The following is a 20860-nucleotide window of genomic DNA, read 5'->3' as shown; positions in this document are numbered from 1 at the left end:
AAAGGTGCGGTGAAGGTCATTTCTTTGTTATTATGTGCGAGTCATCACCAGAACATTCCCTCTTTCTCCGGTAAGAAGGAAGGATGCCTTCCTGCATGCGGTATTTTGTGGTAGTGCGGCAGGATATCTGTATTCCTCTCCGGCTCAGTTCAGAGGTGATCTGACGGTCAGTCAGTGGATGATCCGGCGGTTCATTCCGGATGATCCTCCGGATGAGGGAGCGAATGCTCACGGCGCTGATCTCCGGGTCTTCGCCGGGCGCATCTACGTTCAATTCCAGGGCCTTGCTGAAGAAAAATTTCAGTTCGTAAATCCCCTGGCTGCATTGGAGATATTTTCCGTTTACAGTCCTGGAAATTGTAGAGCGGCTGAGACCCGTCTCGTCTGCAATTTCGGATTGGGTCAGCGGTGCAAGCCCGGCGGGTCCGATGCGCAGGAAGTTCTCCTGGTGGCGGAGAATTGCGGCTGCCACCCGAAGTGTGGTGGATTTTCGCTGGTCCAATTGGCGGAGCAGTTCCCGGCCCGACTGGAATTGTCCGGACAGATATTTCTGTACTTCGGCATTTTCGGTTTCCCGGTGAAGCATTTCCTGGTAGAACGGGCTGAAAGTCAGTGAAGGAATACCATTTTCGTTATAGCGAAGACGGAGTTGATGATCATCCCGCTCCAGAATCAGATCGGGGATAATATACTGGATCATTTCCCGGTTCCCTATGGATTCGCCTGGATAGGGGGTCAGTCTCCGGAGCCGGCGGATCATCTGTGCGGCCTCCCTGCGGCTGACACCTAATTTCTTCGCAATGGATGCGGTCTTTCCTGATGCGGCATCATTCAGCATCCGGTTCACCAGGAGTTCCATTTCAGGCGTTTTCTCCCCCAGGGCATCCAGCTGGAGGAGCAGACATTCTTGTAAGGTTCCGGCAGCGATTCCAGCAGGATCCAGTGATTGAACAACTTTCAGCGCAGCCTGGATTTCCCGAACGCCGGTTCCGCATTCCTTTGCCAGTTCGTCCGTCGTTTCACACAGATACCCCCGTTCGTCCAGATCACCGATGATGTGAAGGCAGAGAGAGCGGAGGGGATCGGTAAGATCCAGGACTCCCAGTTGCTCTGTCAGATACTCTTCCAGAGAAGTTTCGGAACTGACATACTGGGAGAGATCAGGATGGGTTTCATCGTCGTTATGAAAATGAGAACCGGAGGAATAGACCTCCAGGCTCTCATTTCTTCCGGGTGCCGCCATGAAATCAGATTCCAGAACGGGGTTCTTTTCGACTTCTTCACGGATGTATGCCGACAGATCCTCCCGGTTCATCTGGAGGACATGGAGGGACTGAAGCATTTCCCCGGATAATTGTTGCGACTGTCCCTGCGTCAGCTGCAATTTCCCGCTGCTCATATTTGCCCCCTGTCATTCCATGGAAACTCCGGCATCAGTCATAGTACTGATTGCCCAGTGCGTCAGCTGTGAGCATGGCTGCATAGAGTTGCTGCGGCGTCACATCACCCGGCATGAAGTGGATACTTTCTCCCGGCGCACATGCTTTTTCGGCCGCCTGCATGAGGTGGTCTTTGTCGGAGATCCCCATTTCCGCCAGTGTGCATGGAAGACCGACTTCATGGCAGAAGTTCATGACTTCTTCCAATTCCTCACGCGGTGCTGCCTCGAGGATCAGCTGCGTAATTGTGCCGAAGGCGACACATTCTCCGTGCATTGCGGTCAGTTCGTCCAGAATGGTCAGTCCGTTGTAGACGGAATGGGCGACTGCCAGGCCGCCGTTATCTGCGCCGACACCTGAGAGGTAGGTATTCGTTTCAAGGATTTTCTCGAATGGGATGGTGACACAATGATTCTCGCATGCGGTCTTCGCCTGAAGCCCGTATTCCAGCAGATTGTCATAACAGCGCTCGCACAGAGCCATGGATGCGGAGGCAACGCCGCCCCGGTCCTCCGGAAGAGCCATTCCTTCCAGACTCGGCGCATCAACTGCTTCGCAGACCCGGGCTTCGAAGTAGGTCCCCAGGGCATCGCCCATTCCCGATATCAGGAATCGAACCGGTGCGTTGGCGATGATTCCGGAGTCAACCATGACACAGTCCGGATTCTTGGGGTAAAACAGATACTGAAGGAACGTTCCGTCATCATTGTAAATGACGGAGAGACCGGTGCATGCTGCATCTGTGGCGCATACGGTCGGGATGATCACTACAGGTTTGTGCTCGTAGTGTGCCGTTGCCTTCGCTGTGTCGATGGCGGACCCGCCGCCGGCGCCGACAATGACTTCAATTCCTTCGTCCCGGACGATTTTCCGCATTTTCTCGATTTCGCCGACGGAACTCTTTCCGCCGAAGACCTCGTAATGCCTGGTTGTTTCTGTTCCTTCGAAGCTCTCTTCGATCAGCGGCCTCGTGGTCCGGTGCGCGCTCCGGGAGCAGATAAACAGGAATTTGCTTCCCAGATCGCAGGTTTCATCATGAAATTTCAGAAGACAGTTTTCGCCCTGCACGTATTTCAGCGGGGCACGGAATAATTTGGTTCTCATTTTCCACACTTCCTGTTCTTTCTATCCGGCTGGTGTTTCCGGATAACGGCTCGGATTGAAACGTTCATTTGAGAATCGGTCGGAAGCGGGTGAGAAGATAGATTGTATTGAAAATAATACAATCGTTGTTTATATATTAGTGCGCGGTCCGGGATATGTCAAGGGAATTCATCTAATTTTGAGAATTGATCGGTTCGGGTTGCATCGAGACATTGAAAAAACGGATTTTTGAGAATTAATGAATGTTCTGTTGAGAAAAACCGGTCATATTGTATAATTGAAAATACAAAGGTTCTTGGAATGAGAAAATGCGACAGGGAAGCCGATTTCTGCTTCCTCGCAGAAGGGGAGCCGGAAATCATGAGAAGGGGGGCGAATATCGTGATGGCAGAGCAAGACGGAAGGGGTCTCAGAGAGACAGTAGAGGAAGAGTTCCTCAGAAAGAAAGGGTACTGGGATCGGTATATCGAGTCGGGAGAGATTGATCCAGGGCTGAATCCTGTCATCGCCAGGTCCTGGGAAAAATGCCGGGCGGCGGGTACCAGCCATGATGCGGGGAAGGGAAAGGTAATCGACAAGGATGTGTTCCGGAGTATTCTGAATGAAAACCGGGAATTGATCGATATCGCCATTCCCATCATGCAAAGTGTATACGATATTATCAATGACAGCGGCTTTTTCTTCGTATTGACGGACAGTGTGGGATACGTTCTGGAAACGATGGGGGACTCTCTGACGGATGAGATGCAGGATGTCCTGAATTTCAAGGTTGGCGCACTGTGGAGTGACCTTCAGGTCGGCAGTAATGCCATCGGAATTGCGCTGGATTATGATACACCGATTCAGACCATGGGTGCAGAGCATTTCTGCAGGGTGCAGCACGGGTGGACCTGTTCCGCAGCGCCGATTCACGGGATGAACGGTGAATTGGTGGGATGCATTGATCTGTCCTGTGATGATTACAGAAAGAAGAACCCTCATACGCTGGGATTGGTGGTGGCGGCGGCTTTCAGTATTGAAGGGATGCTGAAGCAGAAGCGAACGACGAAACTTTTGCACTCTACATTGAATGAAAGTGCAGAGAGTATCGTTGTTCTGGACGAACAGTTTGAAATCGTGTTCGCCAACCGGTCGCTTCAGACCACATTCCATGTCTTTGCAGAGGAGCTGAAAGGGGTTGATTTCCGTACACTGGCTCCGGATGTGGATTGGGATAATGTGGCGAAGCAGACGAAAGGGGACAATTTCATCACGTACAATACCAGAATGCTTTTCGATGGAAAAGAATATCATTGCGGGATGAATATTTCCATGTTTCTGGACCGGATGCGAAACTACGTGGTGACGATCCGTCATCAGGAAAGAATGATTCACTATGCCAACCGGTATACGGGGAATGTGGCGCAGTATCATTTCGAGGATATTCTCGCAGTGGATCCGCTGATGCTGAAAACAATTGCACTTGCGAGAAGATATGCGCGGTACGACGGTATCGTCCTGATCGAAGGCGAGAGCGGAACCGGGAAGGAGCTTTTCGCCCAGTCGATTCATAACGAGAGCCGAAGGGCAGAAGGACCGTTTGTGGCAGTCAACTGTGCTTCCCTGCCCCGGGATCTGCTGGAAAGTGAAATGTTCGGCTATGAGAAAGGTGCGTTCACCGGTGCCAGGAAAGAAGGGAACCCAGGGAAATTCGAACTGGCGAATCATGGAACGCTGTTTCTGGATGAAATAGGAGAAATGCCGCTGGAATTTCAGGCCAAGCTGCTGCGTGCGGTGGAAACACTGTGTATCCGCAGGATTGGCGGACGCCGGGAAATCCGGCTGGACGTAAGGATTATCGCTGCTACGAACCGGGATTTGCGCAGGGAATCCGAGCGGGGGAATTTCCGAAAAGACCTGTATTACAGACTGAATGTACTGCGGCTGGTAATCCCGCCGCTCAGAGACCGCCGGGCGGATATTGTATATGATGCGAGGGTATTTCTGGACAATTTCAACCGGAATTATCCGGAGCAGTCGAAAGAAATGGATGCGGGTTTCTGTGAAGCCCTGGAAGCATACCAGTGGCCGGGGAATGTGCGGGAACTGCAGAACGGAATCGAAAGAACCTTCTATGCAGCCTCCGGAAAGAAGCTGGTTCGGAATGACTTCGTTTATATTACCGGAGTCCCGTCCGTCATGGAAGGGACTGAGCCGGGGCGGGAAGGCGAGGATCCGGTTATTTCGGAGCGTGACCGGGCAGAAACAGATCAGATTCGGAAACTTCTGGAGGATGCACTGGAACGTTCCGGCTACGATGCGGAGAAGGCGGCAGAACTGCTGAGTATGAGCAGGGCAACGTTCTACCGGAGATGCAGGCGGTGCAATGTTTCGCCGAAACATCTGGCGAGAAACAGAAAGAACTCTTCTCAGTAGTCTCACATTTCATGGTGGAGAGACCGGTTTGAGAGATTCTCAATTGGAAATGCGAATTATCGTGAGAATATTGAGAAAAACGGTATAGGAATCACTTGATCGATGTATTTTCATAAATACATCTCAGAGAAATTTTGATGTGCTATGATTTCTGAATAGTTGTATTTTACAGTCAAACGAGAAGCGACGATTGAAAAAATTTAATTATTTTTATGAAAACAGGCAAGTTCGCACGGAATTTGCTTGTTTTTTTAGTGAGAATCGATCGGACGGGAAGGTGACCCGAAAAAGGGAGGGATGAAGATGGGGCGTTACATTATCGAGTTCGGAATGGGGACAGACTTCCATGGACAGGATGTAACTAAGGCCGCCTGCAAGGCGGTGAAGGACGCCGTGTCCCGGAGTTGTCTCTGCGGACTGGATGAAATTCTGGGAATCAGTGATCTCAATGAAGGGGTCTATGTTCACGTCACCTGTGCAGTGCCGCGGCCTGCGGAAGTGGACATCGACCGGGTGGCGGCTCAGCTGCCGGTAGGAACCGTGGATGTGCGTGTCACGGAAGGCGGACTTCATGTGCCGGGGCTGTATGTGCCTGACTTCGGTGATGCCGACGACAGCATTGAAGCGGCATTGGCCTGTGTGGAGGTGGAAATCCGGAAGGAATGATTCCGGTTTTCGAAGAGAGGATATTCAATCGTCTGAAATGATATAGGAGGAGGGTTAAGTATGAACGTTTCTAAAGAACAGATGCAGCATATGTATCAAACGATGATGCGGATTCGTAAGTTCGAACTGAACGCCCAGAACGATTTCGCCAATGGAAAAATCGTCGGATTCCTTCATCTCTACCTGGGAGAGGAAGCGATTGCGACAGGCGTCTGCGAGAATCTGAGGAAGGACGACTTTATTACGAGTACACACAGAGGTCATGGCCATATCATCGCCAAGGGCGGTGATATGAAATACATGATGGCAGAGCTTTACGGAAAGTCTGACGGATATTGCAAGGGCAAGGGCGGTTCCATGCATATTGCGGACAGGGATCTGGGGATCCTGGGGGCGAACGGTATCGTCGGCGCAGGTCAGGATATCGCAGTCGGAGCGGGCCTTTCCTGCAAGTACCGCGGAACAGATCAGGTATGCGTGTGCTTCTTCGGTGACGGTTCCACTAATCAGGGGACCTTCCATGAGGCGCTGAATATGGCATCCATCTGGAAACTGCCGGTAATCTTCGTATGTGAAAACAATCATTTCGGAATTTCTATGAGCCAGTCCCGTCATCAGGCAATCAAGGATATTGCAGATCGGGCCGCTGCATACGGCATCCCGGGCGTGGCAGTAGACGGAAATGATGTAATGGCAGTTTATGAAGCTGCAAATGAGGCTGTTGCACGGGCCAGGAAGGGTCAGGGCCCTACACTGATTGAGTGCAAGACCTGGAGATGGAGAGGTCACTTCGAAGGAGATCCGTCCGTTTACAAGGATCCGAAGGAACAGGAGGAGTGGCTTGAGAAGGAGCCCGCGAAGCGCTATCGCAAGTTCCTTTCGGAGAATAACGTCATGACGGAAGCAGAGATGGATCAGATGGATCAGAACATTGATGATGAAATCGAAGCGGCGAAGGCTTTCGCAGATGCCAGCCCGTATCCTGCGCCGGAGGATGTTGCGAAAGATGTCTACACAGATATCGTGGAGGAGGTGCGCGTAAGATGAAGACTATGAGCGTTATGGAAGCGATTCGTGAGGCAATGAGCATCAGAATGCGCGAGGATCCGAATGTACTGCTGTTTGGTGAAGATGTAGGGAAATTCGGAGGATGTTTCGGCGTTTCTGCAGGAATGTTTGATGAGTTCGGACCGGAGCGGGTCAGGGACACCCCGATTTCCGAGGGCGCAATTATCGGTGCAGCCACCGGTTCTGCGGCAACGGGACTCCGTCCGATCGCTGAGATTATGATGGATGACTTCATCACGGTTGCGATGGACCAGCTGGTGAATAACGCCGCCTTCATGCATTATATGTTTGGCGGAAAGATTGAACTGCCGATGGTGGTCCGGACGGTCAATGGTGCGGGCGTGCAGGGTGCGGCGCAGCACTGCAAGTCCATGGAGGCATGGCTGACACATGTTCCGGGGCTGAAAGTAGTATTCCCGTCAACGCCGCAGGATGCGCTGGGTCTGCTGCTTGCATCGATTGATGATAATAACCCGGTGGTTTTCTTCGAACACAAGGTGGCTTATGGACAAAAAGGAGAAGTGAGTTCGTTCGACCCGATTCCGCTGGGGAAAGGTGATATCAAGAAAGAAGGTTCGGATGTCACTATCATCGCTTACGGATATCAGGTGTTCAAGGCTCTGGATGCTGCGAAAGAATTGGAAAAAGAGGGGATTTCGGCAGAGGTGCTGGATCCGAGAACGCTCTATCCTCTGGACAAGGATCTCATCGCACAGTCTGTTGCCAAGACCCATAATGTGGTGATTACCTCTGAAGAATTCAAGAGAGGCGGTTATGCCGGTGAAATCTCCGCATTCGTTGCAGAGGAATTGTTCGATTCCCTGGATACGCCATGCAGGCGGGTATGCGGACTGAATACACCGATTCCGTTTACACCGATCCTGGAGGATCAGTTCCTGCCGCAGACTGTGGACATTGTCAATGCTGTCAAAGCGCAGCGTGAATCATAATCCGCCGGCCCGCTGCACAGCCGGCGGGAATGAAAAGAACAGGAACCGATCCGTGTTTCTGGCTGCAAAGGGCTGCTCTGTGACTGAAAGGCTGGAGACAGCCCTTTGTCTTGACAATCATCTCTGAAAAGCCCATTGAAGGGGCGCAGAAAACCGGAAAGGAGACCAGACATGTCCAGTATCGGTATCATAGCGAATCCGGCATCGGGCAAAGACATCCGGCGTCTCGTGTCCTATGCAACGACAATCGATAATCAGGAGAAGGTAAACATCGTGAAGCGGATTGTTCTGGCCGCTCAGTCGATGGGAACAGACCATTTTTACTTCATGCCGGACAGTTTCCAGTTCGGCTGGGTCGTCGTCGATGACCTCACCATTGACGGGAGACTGACAGCGAATTGTGAAGTCCTTCAGATTCCCTACAGACAGTCCCAGGAGGATACTGTAAACAGTGCGAGAATTATGGAAGAAATGGGCGTCGGGTGCATTGTAATCCTGGGCGGAGACGGAACCAGCCGGGCAGCTGCGAAGAGTGTGCATGACACGCCGATTCTTCCGGTATCCACCGGAACGAATAATGTGTATCCGCAGATGACAGAGGGAACGGTTGCCGGAATGGCGGCAGGGCTGATTGCGGGGATGCGTGATCCGGAGAGCTGCTGTATCCGGGACAAGAGAATTGAGATCTGGAGAAACGGAGAACTCCTGGACATCGCCCTGATTGATGCGGTGATTTCTGATGATCTCTGGGTTGGCTCCAGGGCAATATGGGATCCGGAGAAAATTGAACGAGTCTTCGTCACCCGGTGTCACCCGGCGAGCATCGGATTTTCGGCAGCGGCCGGATGCATGGGCGTTGTCACAGAGGAAGAAGATCGGGGACTGATGATCCTTCTCCGGGGTTCAGAGAAGAAAAATCAGATTCCGAAATGGAGTGTGAAAGCGCCGATTGCCGCAGGAATGCTGACAGATCTGGACGTGCTGGAGCGAAGAGAGCTTCCGGTGGGAGTTCCATATGAATACAAGGTGAGAAAAAACTGCATGATCGCTCTGGATGGTGAACGGGAGGTGCGTGCGAATGCCGGTGAATCGCTGACGTTCGTTATCACGAGGAACGGACCGCTTCGGGTAAAAATCAGAGAAGCACTGGAAGAGGGAGTCCGCAGAGGACTGTTCAACCGGTGAATTGAAGGAGGATGAAACGATGGCAGAAAAAATTCTGATGCCGAAGATGGGCATGACGATGACAGAGGGTACGGTGGAGGAATGGAAAGTGAAAGAGGGCGACACGGTGAAAACCGGAGATATTCTGTTCACCGCTTCTACCGATAAGATTACAAATGATGTGGAAAGCCAGCACGACGGAACGATTCTGAAGATCATCGTCCCGGAGGGAACAACGGTGGATGTGTATTCCGTTGTGGCTTATATCGGAGCGGCCGGAGAGAGCATTCCGGATGAGGAGAACGCTTCTCCGACCCCTGCGGAGAATGAACCGTCGGCAGAGCCATCTGCGGCTTCCGGGCCTTCTGCCGGTTCTTCCCCGGCCTCCGACCAGGTGAAAGCATCCCCGGCAGCAAAAAAACTGGCAAGAGAGAAGGGCATTGATCTTTCTCTTGTGACCGGAACCGGGCCGAATGGGAGAATCAAGATAGAAGATGTTGAACAATATCTAAAAGCGGGTCCGAAAGCCAGTCCGGCAGCCGTGAAGGCTGCTGCGGATCTGGGGGTGGATCTGAATGGTGCGGGATCACCGGGAAAACGGATTATGAAGGCGGATGTGGAGGCTGCAGCGCATTCTGCTCCGCCTGAGGAGGATGATAATGATCTGCCTCCGAAGAAAGTCGATCCTCTTCGCCGCAGCATTGCGAAGAATATGACGGAATCCTGGCATATTTCTCCGCGGGTCACTTACACGAGACCGGTGGACATGACGGAAGCGAAGGAAATGCGCCGCCGTCTGAAAGATGCAATGGGAAACCAGGGGTTGAAGATCACCTATAATCATATTCTGATGAAGGTCTGCGCCCGTGTATTGATGGAGATTCCGGATGTCAACGGCAGTTTCTCGGACAATATGCTGACACACCACAGGCATGCCAATGTGGGCCTGGCAGTGGCAAAGGGTGACGGGCTGATCGTTCCGAATGTGAAGCGCTGTGAAGAAAAGAGTTTGACTGAAATTTCCCGGGAAATGGATGCACTGATCCGGAAAACCAGAAACGGTGACGTTGCACTGGAGGATATTACAGGCGGAACCTTTACGATCTCCAGTCTGGGACCATACGGAATCACTTCCTTCTCGCCGATCATCAATCAGCCGGAACTGGCGATTCTGGGGGTCTGCGATATCGTAGACACGCCGGTTGTGAGAAATGGAGAAATCGTAATCCGGCCGATCATGAACCTGAGTCTGACGGCAGATCACAGGGTCATAGACGGTGTGAAGGCGTCGAGATTCCTGCAGCGGGTTGCAGAAATACTGGAAAATCCGTATCTGCTGATGTCATAGAAAGGTAGGTGGTCTGCCGTGGCGAAGAAAGTATTAATCATAGGAGGCGGCCCGGGCGGATATATCGCAGCGATCCGTGCAGCGCAGCTTAGTGCAGAAGTGACTCTGGTTGAGAAGGAACATCTCGGCGGAACCTGCCTGAACGTGGGCTGCATCCCGACCAAATGTCTGATTCACAGTGCGGAGCTGGCGGAACAGATCCGCAGTCAGGCAGAAGACATAGGAATTCATATAGAAGGAATGGGAATTGATTTTCCCCAGGTGATCAGGCATAAATCGGAAATTTCGAAGCGTCTGGTCAACGGGGTCGGTGGACTTCTGAAAGCGAATCGCATTCGCATTCTGGAGGGACAGGCCCGGTTCGTCGGTGAGAAGAAAGTCGAAATTCTGAAGACAGACGGCAGTGCGGAAACACCGGATTCCGATGCAGTCATTGTAGCGACCGGATCCGTTAACGTTTTGCCGCCGATTCCCGGCCTGAAGGAATGCCCGGCCTGCATCGATTCCACCGGAGCATTATCACTGGATCACCTTCCGGAATCCATGATTGTCATCGGAGGCGGCGTAATCGGATTGGAAATTGCCTGTGCTTATGCAGGCTTCGGTACAAGGGTCACAGTGGTGGAAGCGCTGGATCATATGCTGCCGATGCTGGATGCCGACCTGACGAAGATTGCTGTCGCACATATGCAGAAGATGGGAATCGAATTTCATCTAAAATGCCCTGTACAGTCTGTGAAAAATACAGAGAACGGAGCATCCGTAATCTGCAGAGAAAAGGGCGGAAAGGAAGTGCGTTTCGATGCAGAAAAGGTGCTGGTTGCTGTCGGTCGAAGGGCTAACACGGATTCTCTGAATCTGGCAGTGGGAGGAATCCATCACGACCGGGGACGGATCCTGGTCAATGATCGCATGGAAACGAATATCGGAGGAGTCTATGCGATAGGAGACTGTGTCTTCGGGCATGCCCAGCTTGCCCATACCGCATCTGTCATGGGAGAGATTGCGGCGGAAAATATCATGGGAATCAATGCGAAATATGACGAATCCACCAACGTCACCTGTGTTTATGTGGAGCCGGAAGCGGCTTCTGTCGGCCTCACAGAAGAACAGTGCAAAGAGCGGAGGCTGGATTATAAAGTGGGTGTTTTCCCACTATCAGCCAACGGGAAATCGCTGATTCTGAATGGCGGAGAAGGCCTGGTGAAGATTATCACCGATGCGAAATATGAGCAGGTAATCGGGATGCACATCATCGGACCGAGAGCGACAGACCTGATTTCGGAAGGTGCGCTGGCCATCCGGCTGGAAGCGACGGCGGACGAACTGATCAGTACGATCCATTCTCATCCGACCGTTTCAGAATCGGTGCGGGAGGCAGCACTGGATCTGCAGGGAAGAGTTCTGAATATGCCGCCGAAGAAACATTAATCGCAGTAGCTGCGCCCGGGCAACCGGGCGCAGACGTATCAGGGGAACAGGCAGAAGGCCGAAATCCGCTGACATGCGTTCGAGAACAGGCAGAGAGAAGTGCCTGTTTTTGAATTATTTACGACTTTTTCCCCCTTTAAATCTTCACAAAAGTGCAGTGCCGTGGTGTAAAATGAAGGTAAATAGGATTGCATCATCCCGCCGGAGCAGTACGGTTCGTGCAGGGGACTGATTGCGGCAGAAAACTGGAAGTCGGCGCGGATCCTCAATCATATTCTGATGGTCCTGATGGGCATCTATGCGGTGCTCTCTCTGACGGGGGTGATTAACCCTTCCGCAGTTGCTTCTGGGGATATACTCAATGCGTTTTCTTTTTTTCTGGTCGCCGGTTTTTTTGCCTATTTCTTTCACCGGGAGCGGATCCGGAATTATCTGAAAAGTAATCATTACCACTTCATGGCGCACATCGATCATCTGGATCATGTGTATGATGACTATTATTACTGGGGAGACGACCGGTTCGAGAAAGCGGAGGCCGCTGTGGGACGGATCGGCGGGGATGAGTTCGCTGTGCTTGCCGGCGGACCGGATCCGATGGATCGTGTGGAGAAGATAAAGGATGCAATCTGCGCGATCGAGCTTCCCGATGGACGCACCATCACCTGCTCGGTAGGATGCGTGTGGGTTTCGGAAAACCAGAGTATTCAATCCGTGTATAAGGATGCGGACGACGTCCTGTATGCGGCGAAGAAGAATGGAAGGGGCCGGATCGTGACGGCGGTTGGAGGAGAAGTCTAAGCGTTAAAATTGTATATTGCCGATTGCCGTTGGATTTCTGTATGAAAGATGAAGATCCAGAGGCAATCCCCTTCGTAAGAACAATCTGGCTGTACAGCATCTGAATGGCGCTGGATGGAGAGATTCCAAGCTGATGCAGGATGATCTCTGCATTATTTTTTAAATTTGTAAGCGATCGCAAGCGATTTCGTAAGCGGTAAAGCATATGGAGATAGTTTGGATCGTGTACGGATATCAATTACGCTAACATAAGTTCAAGAACAGGATGGGAAAGATCTGGGCGGTTCTGATTGTGAACTGTAAGCACATAGATGCGAGCACAAGCACTTTCTGATAGTGTATACTAAGTGGAGTAATATTGTTGCTTGGTGTTAAATAATTAGAGGGGAGGAAACTTCATGAAAACAGTGCTCAAGCGTTTTACAGCAATACTCGTGGCTGTACTAATTATGGTCGTGTTTACGTTCATACCGTCGATAGCTGCAAAGAAACTCAAGATATTAAAGCCGTCTCAGGATAAGCTTTGTATCAATGATACACTTAAATTGAAAACGAATTATGGGAAAGGAGTCGTCTGGAAATCCAGTAATACTACGATTGCAACAATCAATAAGAAGACCGGAAAGATCAAAGCAAAGAACAGAGGTAAAGTAAAATTTACTGCAATATATAAAAAGCAGAAAGCAAGTCGTACCTTTAATGTGGTAAATTCAGATGAATGGAATAAAGAGTATTTGATGAATTTGTTATATGACGGTGGGTATGTCAATGGGGGTGGTGATCCCGTCATTCAGATTGACAATGATAATCCTGATGTGGGACGAAAATCATTCACGAATGTATCCTACGACGAATCTACGGATAAATTGATATTTTATTACTCCATTGAGTCTGATCACAATAACTATCGTTTTGAAACATCGGTCAGCATGGCCATTAGAATGGGATATGTATACACGGCGAAAGTGGAAATAAACAATATTGACGAGACACAGAAAAAATTAATGAACTCCTATCTTTATTTTGATATCAGGGATTATGCAGAGTCAATTAGATATAATTGGAGTACTAATGACACTGCGGCTTCATTCCGAAGAACAGGGACAGAGATGAACGAATTCTCTAATTCTGACCTAAGATATGCAATCAACTCGTGGAATTTATTATTAAAAACAACTGCAAAAATGAGTTTGAATGACATAGGATTTGATAAACTTGATATTAATTAGGTTTTGAATAGGTATTCAAAGGGCTGTTATACTAAAATGAGTAGTTGTATCAGCAGGAAATGATCCGATTTTACAGTTGGAAATCTGAGACAGACAGGGGTAATGCAGTGCATTACCCCTGTCTGCAGGAGGAAGTTTCATGAAATTCTTTGAGGCGGTTCCGAGCGAGCTCTTTTCGCCTTTGTCCTCGCCCAACCGTGCGCTGTATGCGGACGCACTGGATGTGCTGTACACTGCGTACCGCGACAATCTGAAAATACGGGAGGATGCGCTGTATTCCATGCTGCGCAGCAAATTAGAGGAGCAGCTGGCGGAGGCGACCTTCGAAGGGGAGGATATCGACGAGGAGGAGCTGCGTGATATCTCCGGCAGGGCCCGTTTTCTGATCCGAAAGCTTTGCAGCAAGGGGTGGTTTGAGAAAGAACGGGGGGAGGACTTCGAGGAGTACATCACTGTTCCCGGCTATAGCAGCCGTCTGCTGGAACTGTTCCATCAGCTCCGGGATGACAGCACTGTGCGGGGATATTCCTATGTGTTCAACACCTATTCGTCCCTGAAAGTGGCCCATGAGAGTGGAAATGTATATGAGAAAATGGCCGCCGTCTACAGCGCCTATGACAATACCAGCGCACTGATTAAGCTGCTGCAGATGGTCTATCATAATGTGAAGCACTATTTCCAGATGCAGATCGACATGCAGGATGTCAATCAGGTGCTGGCGTCCCACTTCGATGATTTCGGGCAGAAGGTGATCGAGGCATACATTCGGCCTTTGAAAATCAAGGATTCTGTGCCGAAATACCGTGTCCCGATCCAGTCGGTTCTGAGGAACTGGGCGGAGGATGATGCGCTGCTGCTTGCAATGGCAAATGTCGCTTATCAGGACAGGCGGGGCGACACTGTGGAGGCGTGCCGTGCCGATCTGCTGCGGAAGATTTTCTGGATCGATGAGCGATACGACAGCATAGAGCATGATTATCTCGATGAGATTGATGCGCAGGTTCGGCGCTACACCAGGGCGGCGACGCAGAAAGTCGAGAATCTGACGAATCGGGACCAGAGCGTCCGGGGCAATCTGAATGTGCTGCTGACGGCACTGTCCCGGAACCGCCGCGCCGGGGATCTGGTGGACCGGATTCAGCCCGTGTTTCAGATTTATGAGCAGTCCTTCCTTTCCGAGAAGAGTCTGTGGTACCGGAAACGTCCGGGGAAGAGGACAAAGGCGGCGCCGGTTCTCGTTCAGGAAACGGTCTCTGATGCGGATGCTGCCGCCCGGGCTGCGGAACTGCTGCATTCTGAATACGGCCGTGGGGCTATAGCGGAATATGTGCAGGGGTGGCTGGGAGATGCGGAAACCTGCTATTCCAAGGATCTGGGGATCCGGGATGACAAGGCGTATATCATGAGTCTGCTGGCGGTGCTGACCGGCGGAGACCCTGCTGCCGGGTATCAGATCAGGGAACTGGAAGGGACTTTCCGTGAAAACGGATATGCCATCCCGCAGATGGAGATTCGCCGGAAGGAGGTCGAGAAAAAGAAATGAATTTCGAATTTTTGCAGCAGGCAACCTCCCGGGAGCTGGAACAGTTTAAGTCCGTATGCAATCAGCTTCTAAGCCGGACCTATGTGGTGCGGACCTTGTACCGCCCCGGAAAGGGCAGGGTGAATAATCCGGATTATACGTTTCTGAGCCGGAATTTCGAAGCAGTGCAGGAGTATCTCGGACTTCTGGACTGGGATCTGCGTCATGACGATCTGAATGGCTACTATTATGTGGCCAACACGGATGAGGCGAACCGCTGTAACCTGAACAAGAAGGAAACCGCCATATTGCTGGCTCTGCGCCTGCTCTATGAGGACAATCAGGACCGGCTGGGCCTGGAACAGGATGCGGTCTGCACCGTGCGGGACGTTCTGGAAAAGGTTGTGACTGATTATGCAATTCTGCCGTCGAAACCCAACATGGCCGAGGTGAAGCGGGCCCTGACCCTGCTGGAAAACCATTCGATTATTCAGCGCATCGAAGGAAAGTTCAACCAGAGCAGCTGCAAATTCGCCATTCTTCCGACGATCCTGACCGCTGTGTCCGGCGAGAAACTGAACGCTGTTGTATCCGCGCTGCGAAAGGAGGAGGCCGATGAAGAAGCTGAAGAAGATTCTGCTGATTAATTGGCTGTATTTTAGTAAGGAGCTCATCGAGGTGGGCGATGTGAACTTCCTGACGGGAAAGAACGGTGCGGGAAAATCGACGGTGATCGATGCACTGCAGATTGTACTGCTGGGCGAAACGAATGCCAGAAATTTCAATCAGGCCGCCAATGAAAAGTCTCAGCGCACGCTGGACGGGTATCTCCGGGCGGACATGGATGAGAACAACCCGTATTCCCGCCGTGGAAAAGATTTCTCCAGTTATATCGCCTGTGAGTTTCAGGATGAGGCGGAGGGAAACAGTTTCGTCACAGGGGTTGTTTTCGACTGCCGCAGTGACGGCAGCAGGCAGGACCGCTTCTTCATTTATGTGGGCACCCTGCCGGAAAACTGCTTCGTGGAGAACGGAGAGGCAATGGAGATTCCCGCACTGCGCCGTTTTCTGAAGCAGAACTATGCCAGAGCAGAAATCTATGATACCCAGAAGGAGTATCGCAGGAACATGCTTTCCCGCTGGAATGTTCACAATGAGCAGGTTCTCCGGATGATGAAGAAGGCAGTATCCTTCCGCCCGATTGTGGACATCCAGAAGTTTATCACGGAGAACATCTGTGACATTCCCGATAAGCCGGATATTGAAGCCATGCAGCAGAATATCCGGGATTATAAGCGGCAGGAGCTGCTGGCCCAGAGGCAGGAGGAGAGGCTGGCCGCCCTGCAGGAGATCGGCAGACTATACCGGGAGATGCAGCAGGCAGTCGAGCGCCGGCGGGTGCAGACTTTCCTGGTGCTGTGGTCGAAAAAAGAAATGGAGCAGGATCAGATTAACCGGGCAGAACTTGAAAAGAAAGACTGCATTGAAAAATTAGCTGCCATTGAAGCGAGCATCCGGGAAATCACGGATCAGATCACGAAGAAGGAGAACCGACGGCGGGAGCTGGACCTGGCCTGTGCGCAGAGCAGTGTATTTCAGGAGGAGGAGAAGCTGCGCAGCCGTAAGCAGGGGCTGCTGGAAGAACAGGAACAGCTGCGTCAGAATCTGAAGTCCTTGGCGCAGGAAATCAGAAGAGAAGCGCTTCGGCTGGAAGAACTGTGCAATGCAATCCTCCGGCAGAAGGAGAATGAACTCCTTTCGCCGGTGCAGGAAGCTGCCCGGGGCATCCTGCAGGCCTATTCGGTCTTTGGTTCCGGAGACGAGGAAATGTTTTCCCATTCTCTGGCGCCTTTCGAAAATGCCCGGAAGACGGCGGCGGTGTTTTCTGATGTGATCCGCAGTGCCCGGCACAGGCTGGAGGACCGCCGGGCAGAACTGAAAGAGCAGCGGGACGAGAAGAGCCTGGCCCTGGCGAATCTCCGGAAGGGAATCAAGGATTACCCGAAGGGCCTGCTGCAGCTGAAGGGGAGACTGGCCGGTGAGCTTGAGCGCCAGGTCGGAAAGCCGGTTGCCATCCACATCCTGGCGGATGTGCTGGAGGTAACCGATGAACTGTGGTGCGGAGCGGTGGAGGGCTACCTTCACACACAGAAGTTCTATCTGTTGATCGATCCGGCATACTACCGGACCTCACTTTCTGTTTTCAATCGGATAAAAAACGAGTTCGGATCCTCGTCCTTTGGTCTGGTGGATGTGGGCAAGCTCTGGGAGCGGGAGAAGATCCGTCCCCGGGAGGACAGTCTTGCGAAAAAAGTGGAGACAGACAATCCGCTGGCCCGCAGCTATGTGGATTACCTGCTGGGACGGGTGGTGTGCTGTGACACTGTTCAGCAGCTGCGCAATTTCAAGATCGCAATTACAGCAGACGGAATGCTCTATCAGGGCTACGTCGCCCGCCCGATACCCCGGGAACGAATGAACGATGCGTTTATCGGCCGGCGGGCACTGGGACAGAGAATTGCCAGGCTGGAGGAGGAGATCACACAGATTGAGCAGGAACTGCGGAACGAGAAGCCCGTCGGGCAGTTGCTCGTGCAGGAGAAAGAACCTCTCTTCAGCCGTTTCTTCGTGCAGAATACCATTGCAGAGAAACAGACCGCATACCTGCGCAGCATCGAAATCACAACGGAAGTCACCGACATTGATGACCAGCTGTCCAAGCTGGATCTGCTGTGGCTGAATGAGCAGCGCCGCACCATTACGGCACTGGGAAATGAAATCATTGTGCTGAATAACGAAAAGAAACAGAAAATGATTCGGATCGGCCATTACGAAGAGCGTATCCGGCATCTGGATGCCGCAGTGCTGCCGGATCATAATCGGCAGCATGCCGAGACGGAGGACCGCCTGGAAGAAGAGTTTTCTCCGGAATACCGGGACAACACCGGCATCCCCCGGTATCAGCAGGAATTCGCCCGTCTGAAGCGTGCGGATATAATCCACCGGAACTTCAGCAACCGGTTAGAACAGAGCGTGAACGAACTGGAAACGGCACGGAATAAGCTGTTTACTGCACGCAGGGAATATGCCGATCGGATGAAATCCTGTTCTTTCCATGTGGAAGCCATGGATAACCAGGAGTATGAGGCGGAGCAGCGTCTCCTGGAAGAAAGCGAGCTGCCCCAGTACCGGGAGAAGATCGTCAAGGCCCGGGAGAGCGCAATGGAGCAGTTCCAGAACGATTTCCTGGCAAAGTTGAAATCCAGCATCGATCAGGTACAGGATCAGGTGCGCAATCTGAACCGTGCACTCCGCCAGGCGCAGTTTGGAACAGACCGGTACCAGTTCCGGGTCGAGCGCAATCCGGATTACGCCGAATACTATGACATGATTATGGCCCCGGAACTGATGGACGGTGAAATGGGGCTGCTGGCGCTGCCGTTCCAGGAGAAATACGGACCGCTGATCGAGAAACTGTTCAGTCAGATCACCATGGCGGACGATACACAGCTGAATGCCAGAAAGCAGAGCGAACTGCAGGAAAACATTCAGAGATATACAGACTTCAGAACCTACCTGAAGTTTGACCTGGAGACCACCGATCAGAATGGTGCGAAGCAGCTGCTTTCCCAGTCGCTGAACACCAAGTCCGGCGGGGAAACACAGACCCCGTTCTATATTGCGGTTCTGGCTTCATTCGCCCAGCTGTATCGGGTGAACGATACGTCCAGCTTCGGGAATACCGTCCGACTGGTCGTATTCGACGAGGCATTTAACAAGATGGACGGTGACCGCATTACCGAGAGTGTCCGCCTGCTGCGGAAGATGGGACTGCAGGCCATCATCTGCACACCACCGGACAAAGTTTCGGACATTATGCCGATCGCCGACCGCACGCTGCTGGTGAACAAAGAAAAGTACAGAATGCATATCCTGTCCTTCGGCAAGGAGATGACTTCATGAATGAACAGCGCATTATAATGAACCGGCTGCTGGACAAATACGAGCACAGCAAGCATCTCACAGAACCCGGCGTTTCCAACCGGAGGGTGATGCTGAAGGTAGAAAAGAAGGACCTGCCGGAGTACGCTTACGAGGATGCGGCGGTGCGAGATTCCTACAACGAAGCAGCCAAAGCGCTGGAGAAGCAGCATTTGGTGCAGCTGGAGTGGGTCAAAGGACGGCCGGTGCTTTCGGTCATCGTACTGTGCCTGGACCGGGTCATGCAGTGCTATGCCCTGACCGAAAGGCAGCATCCCCGCATGCGGGCGAATCGGTTCGTTGATGCGGTCAGTACCGGACTGGATCACGTTACGGTTCCCTGGATTACAGCATGGAAAGATGCGGTCTGTCAGTCTGCCGGAGAGCAGATGAAGGTTCCTGCTTTCTGCAAGGATGACGATACAATGTTAGCGGACTTGCTCTGCGCATTTCGGGGGTATTCCGCACTGTCCGGGGATATCACGATGCGTGCTTTCAGCAGCCGGTGCTATTCCGACACGAAATACTTCGAGCGGAATATCCGGGACATATTTCTGAAAATCGCAAGGAAATATGATATGGAGCTGGCTCTGGCCTGCGAGGAAGCCGAAATGGGTGAGCGGGAGCAGCTGGCGTTTCTGGGGATCTACGCACGTCCGGAATATTATGAGCTGGCCGGGAACTGCAGTATCCGGACGAATCAGGGACGGATCTGCATCGGCGCTGCACCCAGTGGTCTGGCCTTGCCCAGTACACTGGTGGATTTCATTACGGAAATAGACCTGACGGCCGTCCGGTGCATAACGTTCATTGAAAACAAAACCAACTACGATGAGTATGTGATGTCAGAGAAGCAGCCGGAAGAGCTGGTTGTCTATCATGGCGGATTCCTCAGCCCCCGGAAGAGAAAGCTGATCGCATTGATTTCCCGCAGGGCAGCTGAAACCACGCAGATCCGTTTCTGGGCGGATATCGACACCGGTGGCTTCCGGATGTTCAATCGATTACAGGAACTGATTCCTTCCCTGACGCCCATGCGCATGTCCGGCGAATGTGTGGATCTGTTTCACGAGCACGGACTGGAACGTTCCGAAGAGTATCTGACTTCCCTGCATGAAGATATGGAGACGGGAAAATACCCGCTGTTTCAGGATGCGATAGAGAGGATTCTGTATCACGGTGTCACCATCGAGCAGGAAAGTTTTCTGAATAAATAAGGCAGATCATCGGACGGCTGGAGGGAGATCTGTTAGACACAGGCCGCTGCAGCAGGTGAGGAATCACCGGCTGCGGCGGCCTGTTTTTTCATGCATAATTATTTTCCATGCAACGGCGGGGAGAAAATGCGGAAGAGGTTGTTCTTCGGATTATGGGAGCGCAATAACGTGAAAATGCTATAGCAGTCTAAAGCTAGTGTCAAGAATTGTTCGCAAAAAGTTTCCATTGAGTCCCCGATAATGATCAGGCGGCCTGTTGTTCAAGGATTTTTGTGATGGCGGATTCACGAATGTAACTCCGTGATGTCGACCAGTCCTCAGAATATTCCATCAGGTAGGTTGTCACCAGCCGAACGTAGGAGTCCTCGTTCGGAAATACGCCTACGATGCTTGTCCTGCGACGGATCTCGCGGTTCAGGCGCTCGATCATATTGCTGGAAGAGACTTTCCTGGGATCAAGGTCCGGATATCCATAAAAGGTCAGAGACTCATCCAGGCCGTTTTCCAGGCACTCGATCGCCTTGGGAA

At 51.9% G+C, this 20860-nt stretch carries 16 protein-coding genes; 13 read left to right on the top strand and 3 right to left on the bottom strand.

The window, feature by feature from the left end:
* Positions 1-16: 16 nt before the first annotated feature.
* Together rpoN and BLQ24_RS08005 are read right to left on the bottom strand one after the other, a co-directional pair.
* Entirely contained in the window at positions 17-1399 is a 1383-nt protein-coding gene (gene rpoN / locus BLQ24_RS08010) for an RNA polymerase factor sigma-54 (protein ID WP_090164445.1), read from the bottom strand.
* A 34-nt stretch (positions 1400-1433) separates the two neighbouring features.
* Positions 1434-2543, bottom strand: coding sequence for a glycerol dehydrogenase (locus tag BLQ24_RS08005; RefSeq protein WP_090164444.1), 1110 nt, complete (start codon positions 2541-2543; stop codon positions 1434-1436).
* Between the two features lie 384 nt (positions 2544-2927).
* Here BLQ24_RS08005 and BLQ24_RS08000 point away from each other — a divergent pair, with 384 nt between their 5' ends.
* The 13 genes from BLQ24_RS08000 (at position 2928) to BLQ24_RS07935 (ending at position 20332) form a co-directional block, all read left to right on the top strand.
* Entirely contained in the window at positions 2928-4958 is a 2031-nt protein-coding gene (locus BLQ24_RS08000) for a sigma-54-dependent Fis family transcriptional regulator (protein ID WP_176755889.1), read from the top strand.
* Between the two features lie 303 nt (positions 4959-5261).
* A complete protein-coding gene (locus BLQ24_RS07995; RefSeq protein ID WP_163427529.1) occupies positions 5262-5624 on the top strand; it encodes a Lin0512 family protein in 363 nt (120 codons plus the stop codon).
* A gap of 60 nt (positions 5625-5684) precedes the next feature.
* Positions 5685-6671, top strand: a complete 987-nt coding sequence (locus tag BLQ24_RS07990; RefSeq protein WP_090164441.1) for a thiamine pyrophosphate-dependent dehydrogenase E1 component subunit alpha — start codon at positions 5685-5687, stop codon at positions 6669-6671.
* On the top strand, positions 6668-7642 hold the full coding sequence (locus BLQ24_RS07985; RefSeq protein ID WP_090164440.1) for an alpha-ketoacid dehydrogenase subunit beta: 975 nt from the start codon (positions 6668-6670) through the stop codon (positions 7640-7642). Before BLQ24_RS07990 ends, BLQ24_RS07985 begins: the two co-directional genes overlap by 4 nt.
* A 171-nt stretch (positions 7643-7813) precedes the next feature.
* Positions 7814-8827 (top strand): ATP-NAD kinase family protein, encoded by a 1014-nt coding sequence (locus BLQ24_RS07980; protein ID WP_090164439.1) that lies wholly within the window; start codon positions 7814-7816, stop codon positions 8825-8827.
* Positions 8828-8846: 19 nt separating this feature from the next.
* Complete coding sequence (locus tag BLQ24_RS07975; RefSeq protein WP_090164438.1) at positions 8847-10154, top strand: dihydrolipoamide acetyltransferase family protein; 1308 nt, start codon at positions 8847-8849, stop codon at positions 10152-10154.
* An 18-nt stretch (positions 10155-10172) separates the two neighbouring features.
* Positions 10173-11585 carry a dihydrolipoyl dehydrogenase gene (gene lpdA / locus BLQ24_RS07970; RefSeq protein WP_090164437.1) on the top strand — a complete coding sequence of 471 codons (1413 nt, stop codon included), beginning with the start codon at positions 10173-10175 and terminating at the stop codon, positions 11583-11585.
* A gap of 288 nt (positions 11586-11873) precedes the next feature.
* Positions 11874-12383 carry a diguanylate cyclase gene (locus BLQ24_RS07965; protein WP_176755888.1) on the top strand — a complete coding sequence of 170 codons (510 nt, stop codon included), beginning with the start codon at positions 11874-11876 and terminating at the stop codon, positions 12381-12383.
* 398 nt (positions 12384-12781) lie between these two features.
* Positions 12782-13612 (top strand): Ig-like domain-containing protein, encoded by an 831-nt coding sequence (locus BLQ24_RS07955; RefSeq protein WP_090164435.1) that lies wholly within the window; start codon positions 12782-12784, stop codon positions 13610-13612.
* Between the two features lie 139 nt (positions 13613-13751).
* A complete protein-coding gene (locus BLQ24_RS07950; protein ID WP_090164434.1) occupies positions 13752-15155 on the top strand; it encodes a Wadjet anti-phage system protein JetA family protein in 1404 nt (467 codons plus the stop codon).
* Positions 15152-15781 (top strand): DUF4194 domain-containing protein, encoded by a 630-nt coding sequence (locus BLQ24_RS07945; RefSeq protein WP_090164433.1) that lies wholly within the window; start codon positions 15152-15154, stop codon positions 15779-15781. Before BLQ24_RS07950 ends, BLQ24_RS07945 begins: the two co-directional genes overlap by 4 nt.
* A complete protein-coding gene (locus BLQ24_RS07940; RefSeq protein ID WP_090164432.1) occupies positions 15750-19097 on the top strand; it encodes an ATP-binding protein in 3348 nt (1115 codons plus the stop codon). Before BLQ24_RS07945 ends, BLQ24_RS07940 begins: the two co-directional genes overlap by 32 nt.
* Positions 19094-20332, top strand: a complete 1239-nt coding sequence (locus tag BLQ24_RS07935) for a Wadjet anti-phage system protein JetD domain-containing protein (protein ID WP_090164431.1) — start codon at positions 19094-19096, stop codon at positions 20330-20332. The genes BLQ24_RS07940 and BLQ24_RS07935 overlap by 4 nt, the downstream gene beginning before the upstream one ends.
* Before the next feature lie 244 nt (positions 20333-20576).
* Here the strand turns inward: BLQ24_RS07935 and BLQ24_RS07930 are convergent.
* On the bottom strand, positions 20577-20860 hold a 284-nt coding region (locus BLQ24_RS07930), incomplete at its 5' end, for a transposase (protein ID WP_176755887.1).

It is taken from the genome of Eubacterium pyruvativorans (assembly GCF_900102225.1).
Lineage (GTDB): Bacteria > Bacillota > Clostridia > Peptostreptococcales > Anaerovoracaceae > Aminicella > Aminicella pyruvativorans.
The sequence above is the reverse complement of the archived record's forward strand: the minus strand, read 5'-3'. Positions and strand labels throughout refer to the sequence as shown.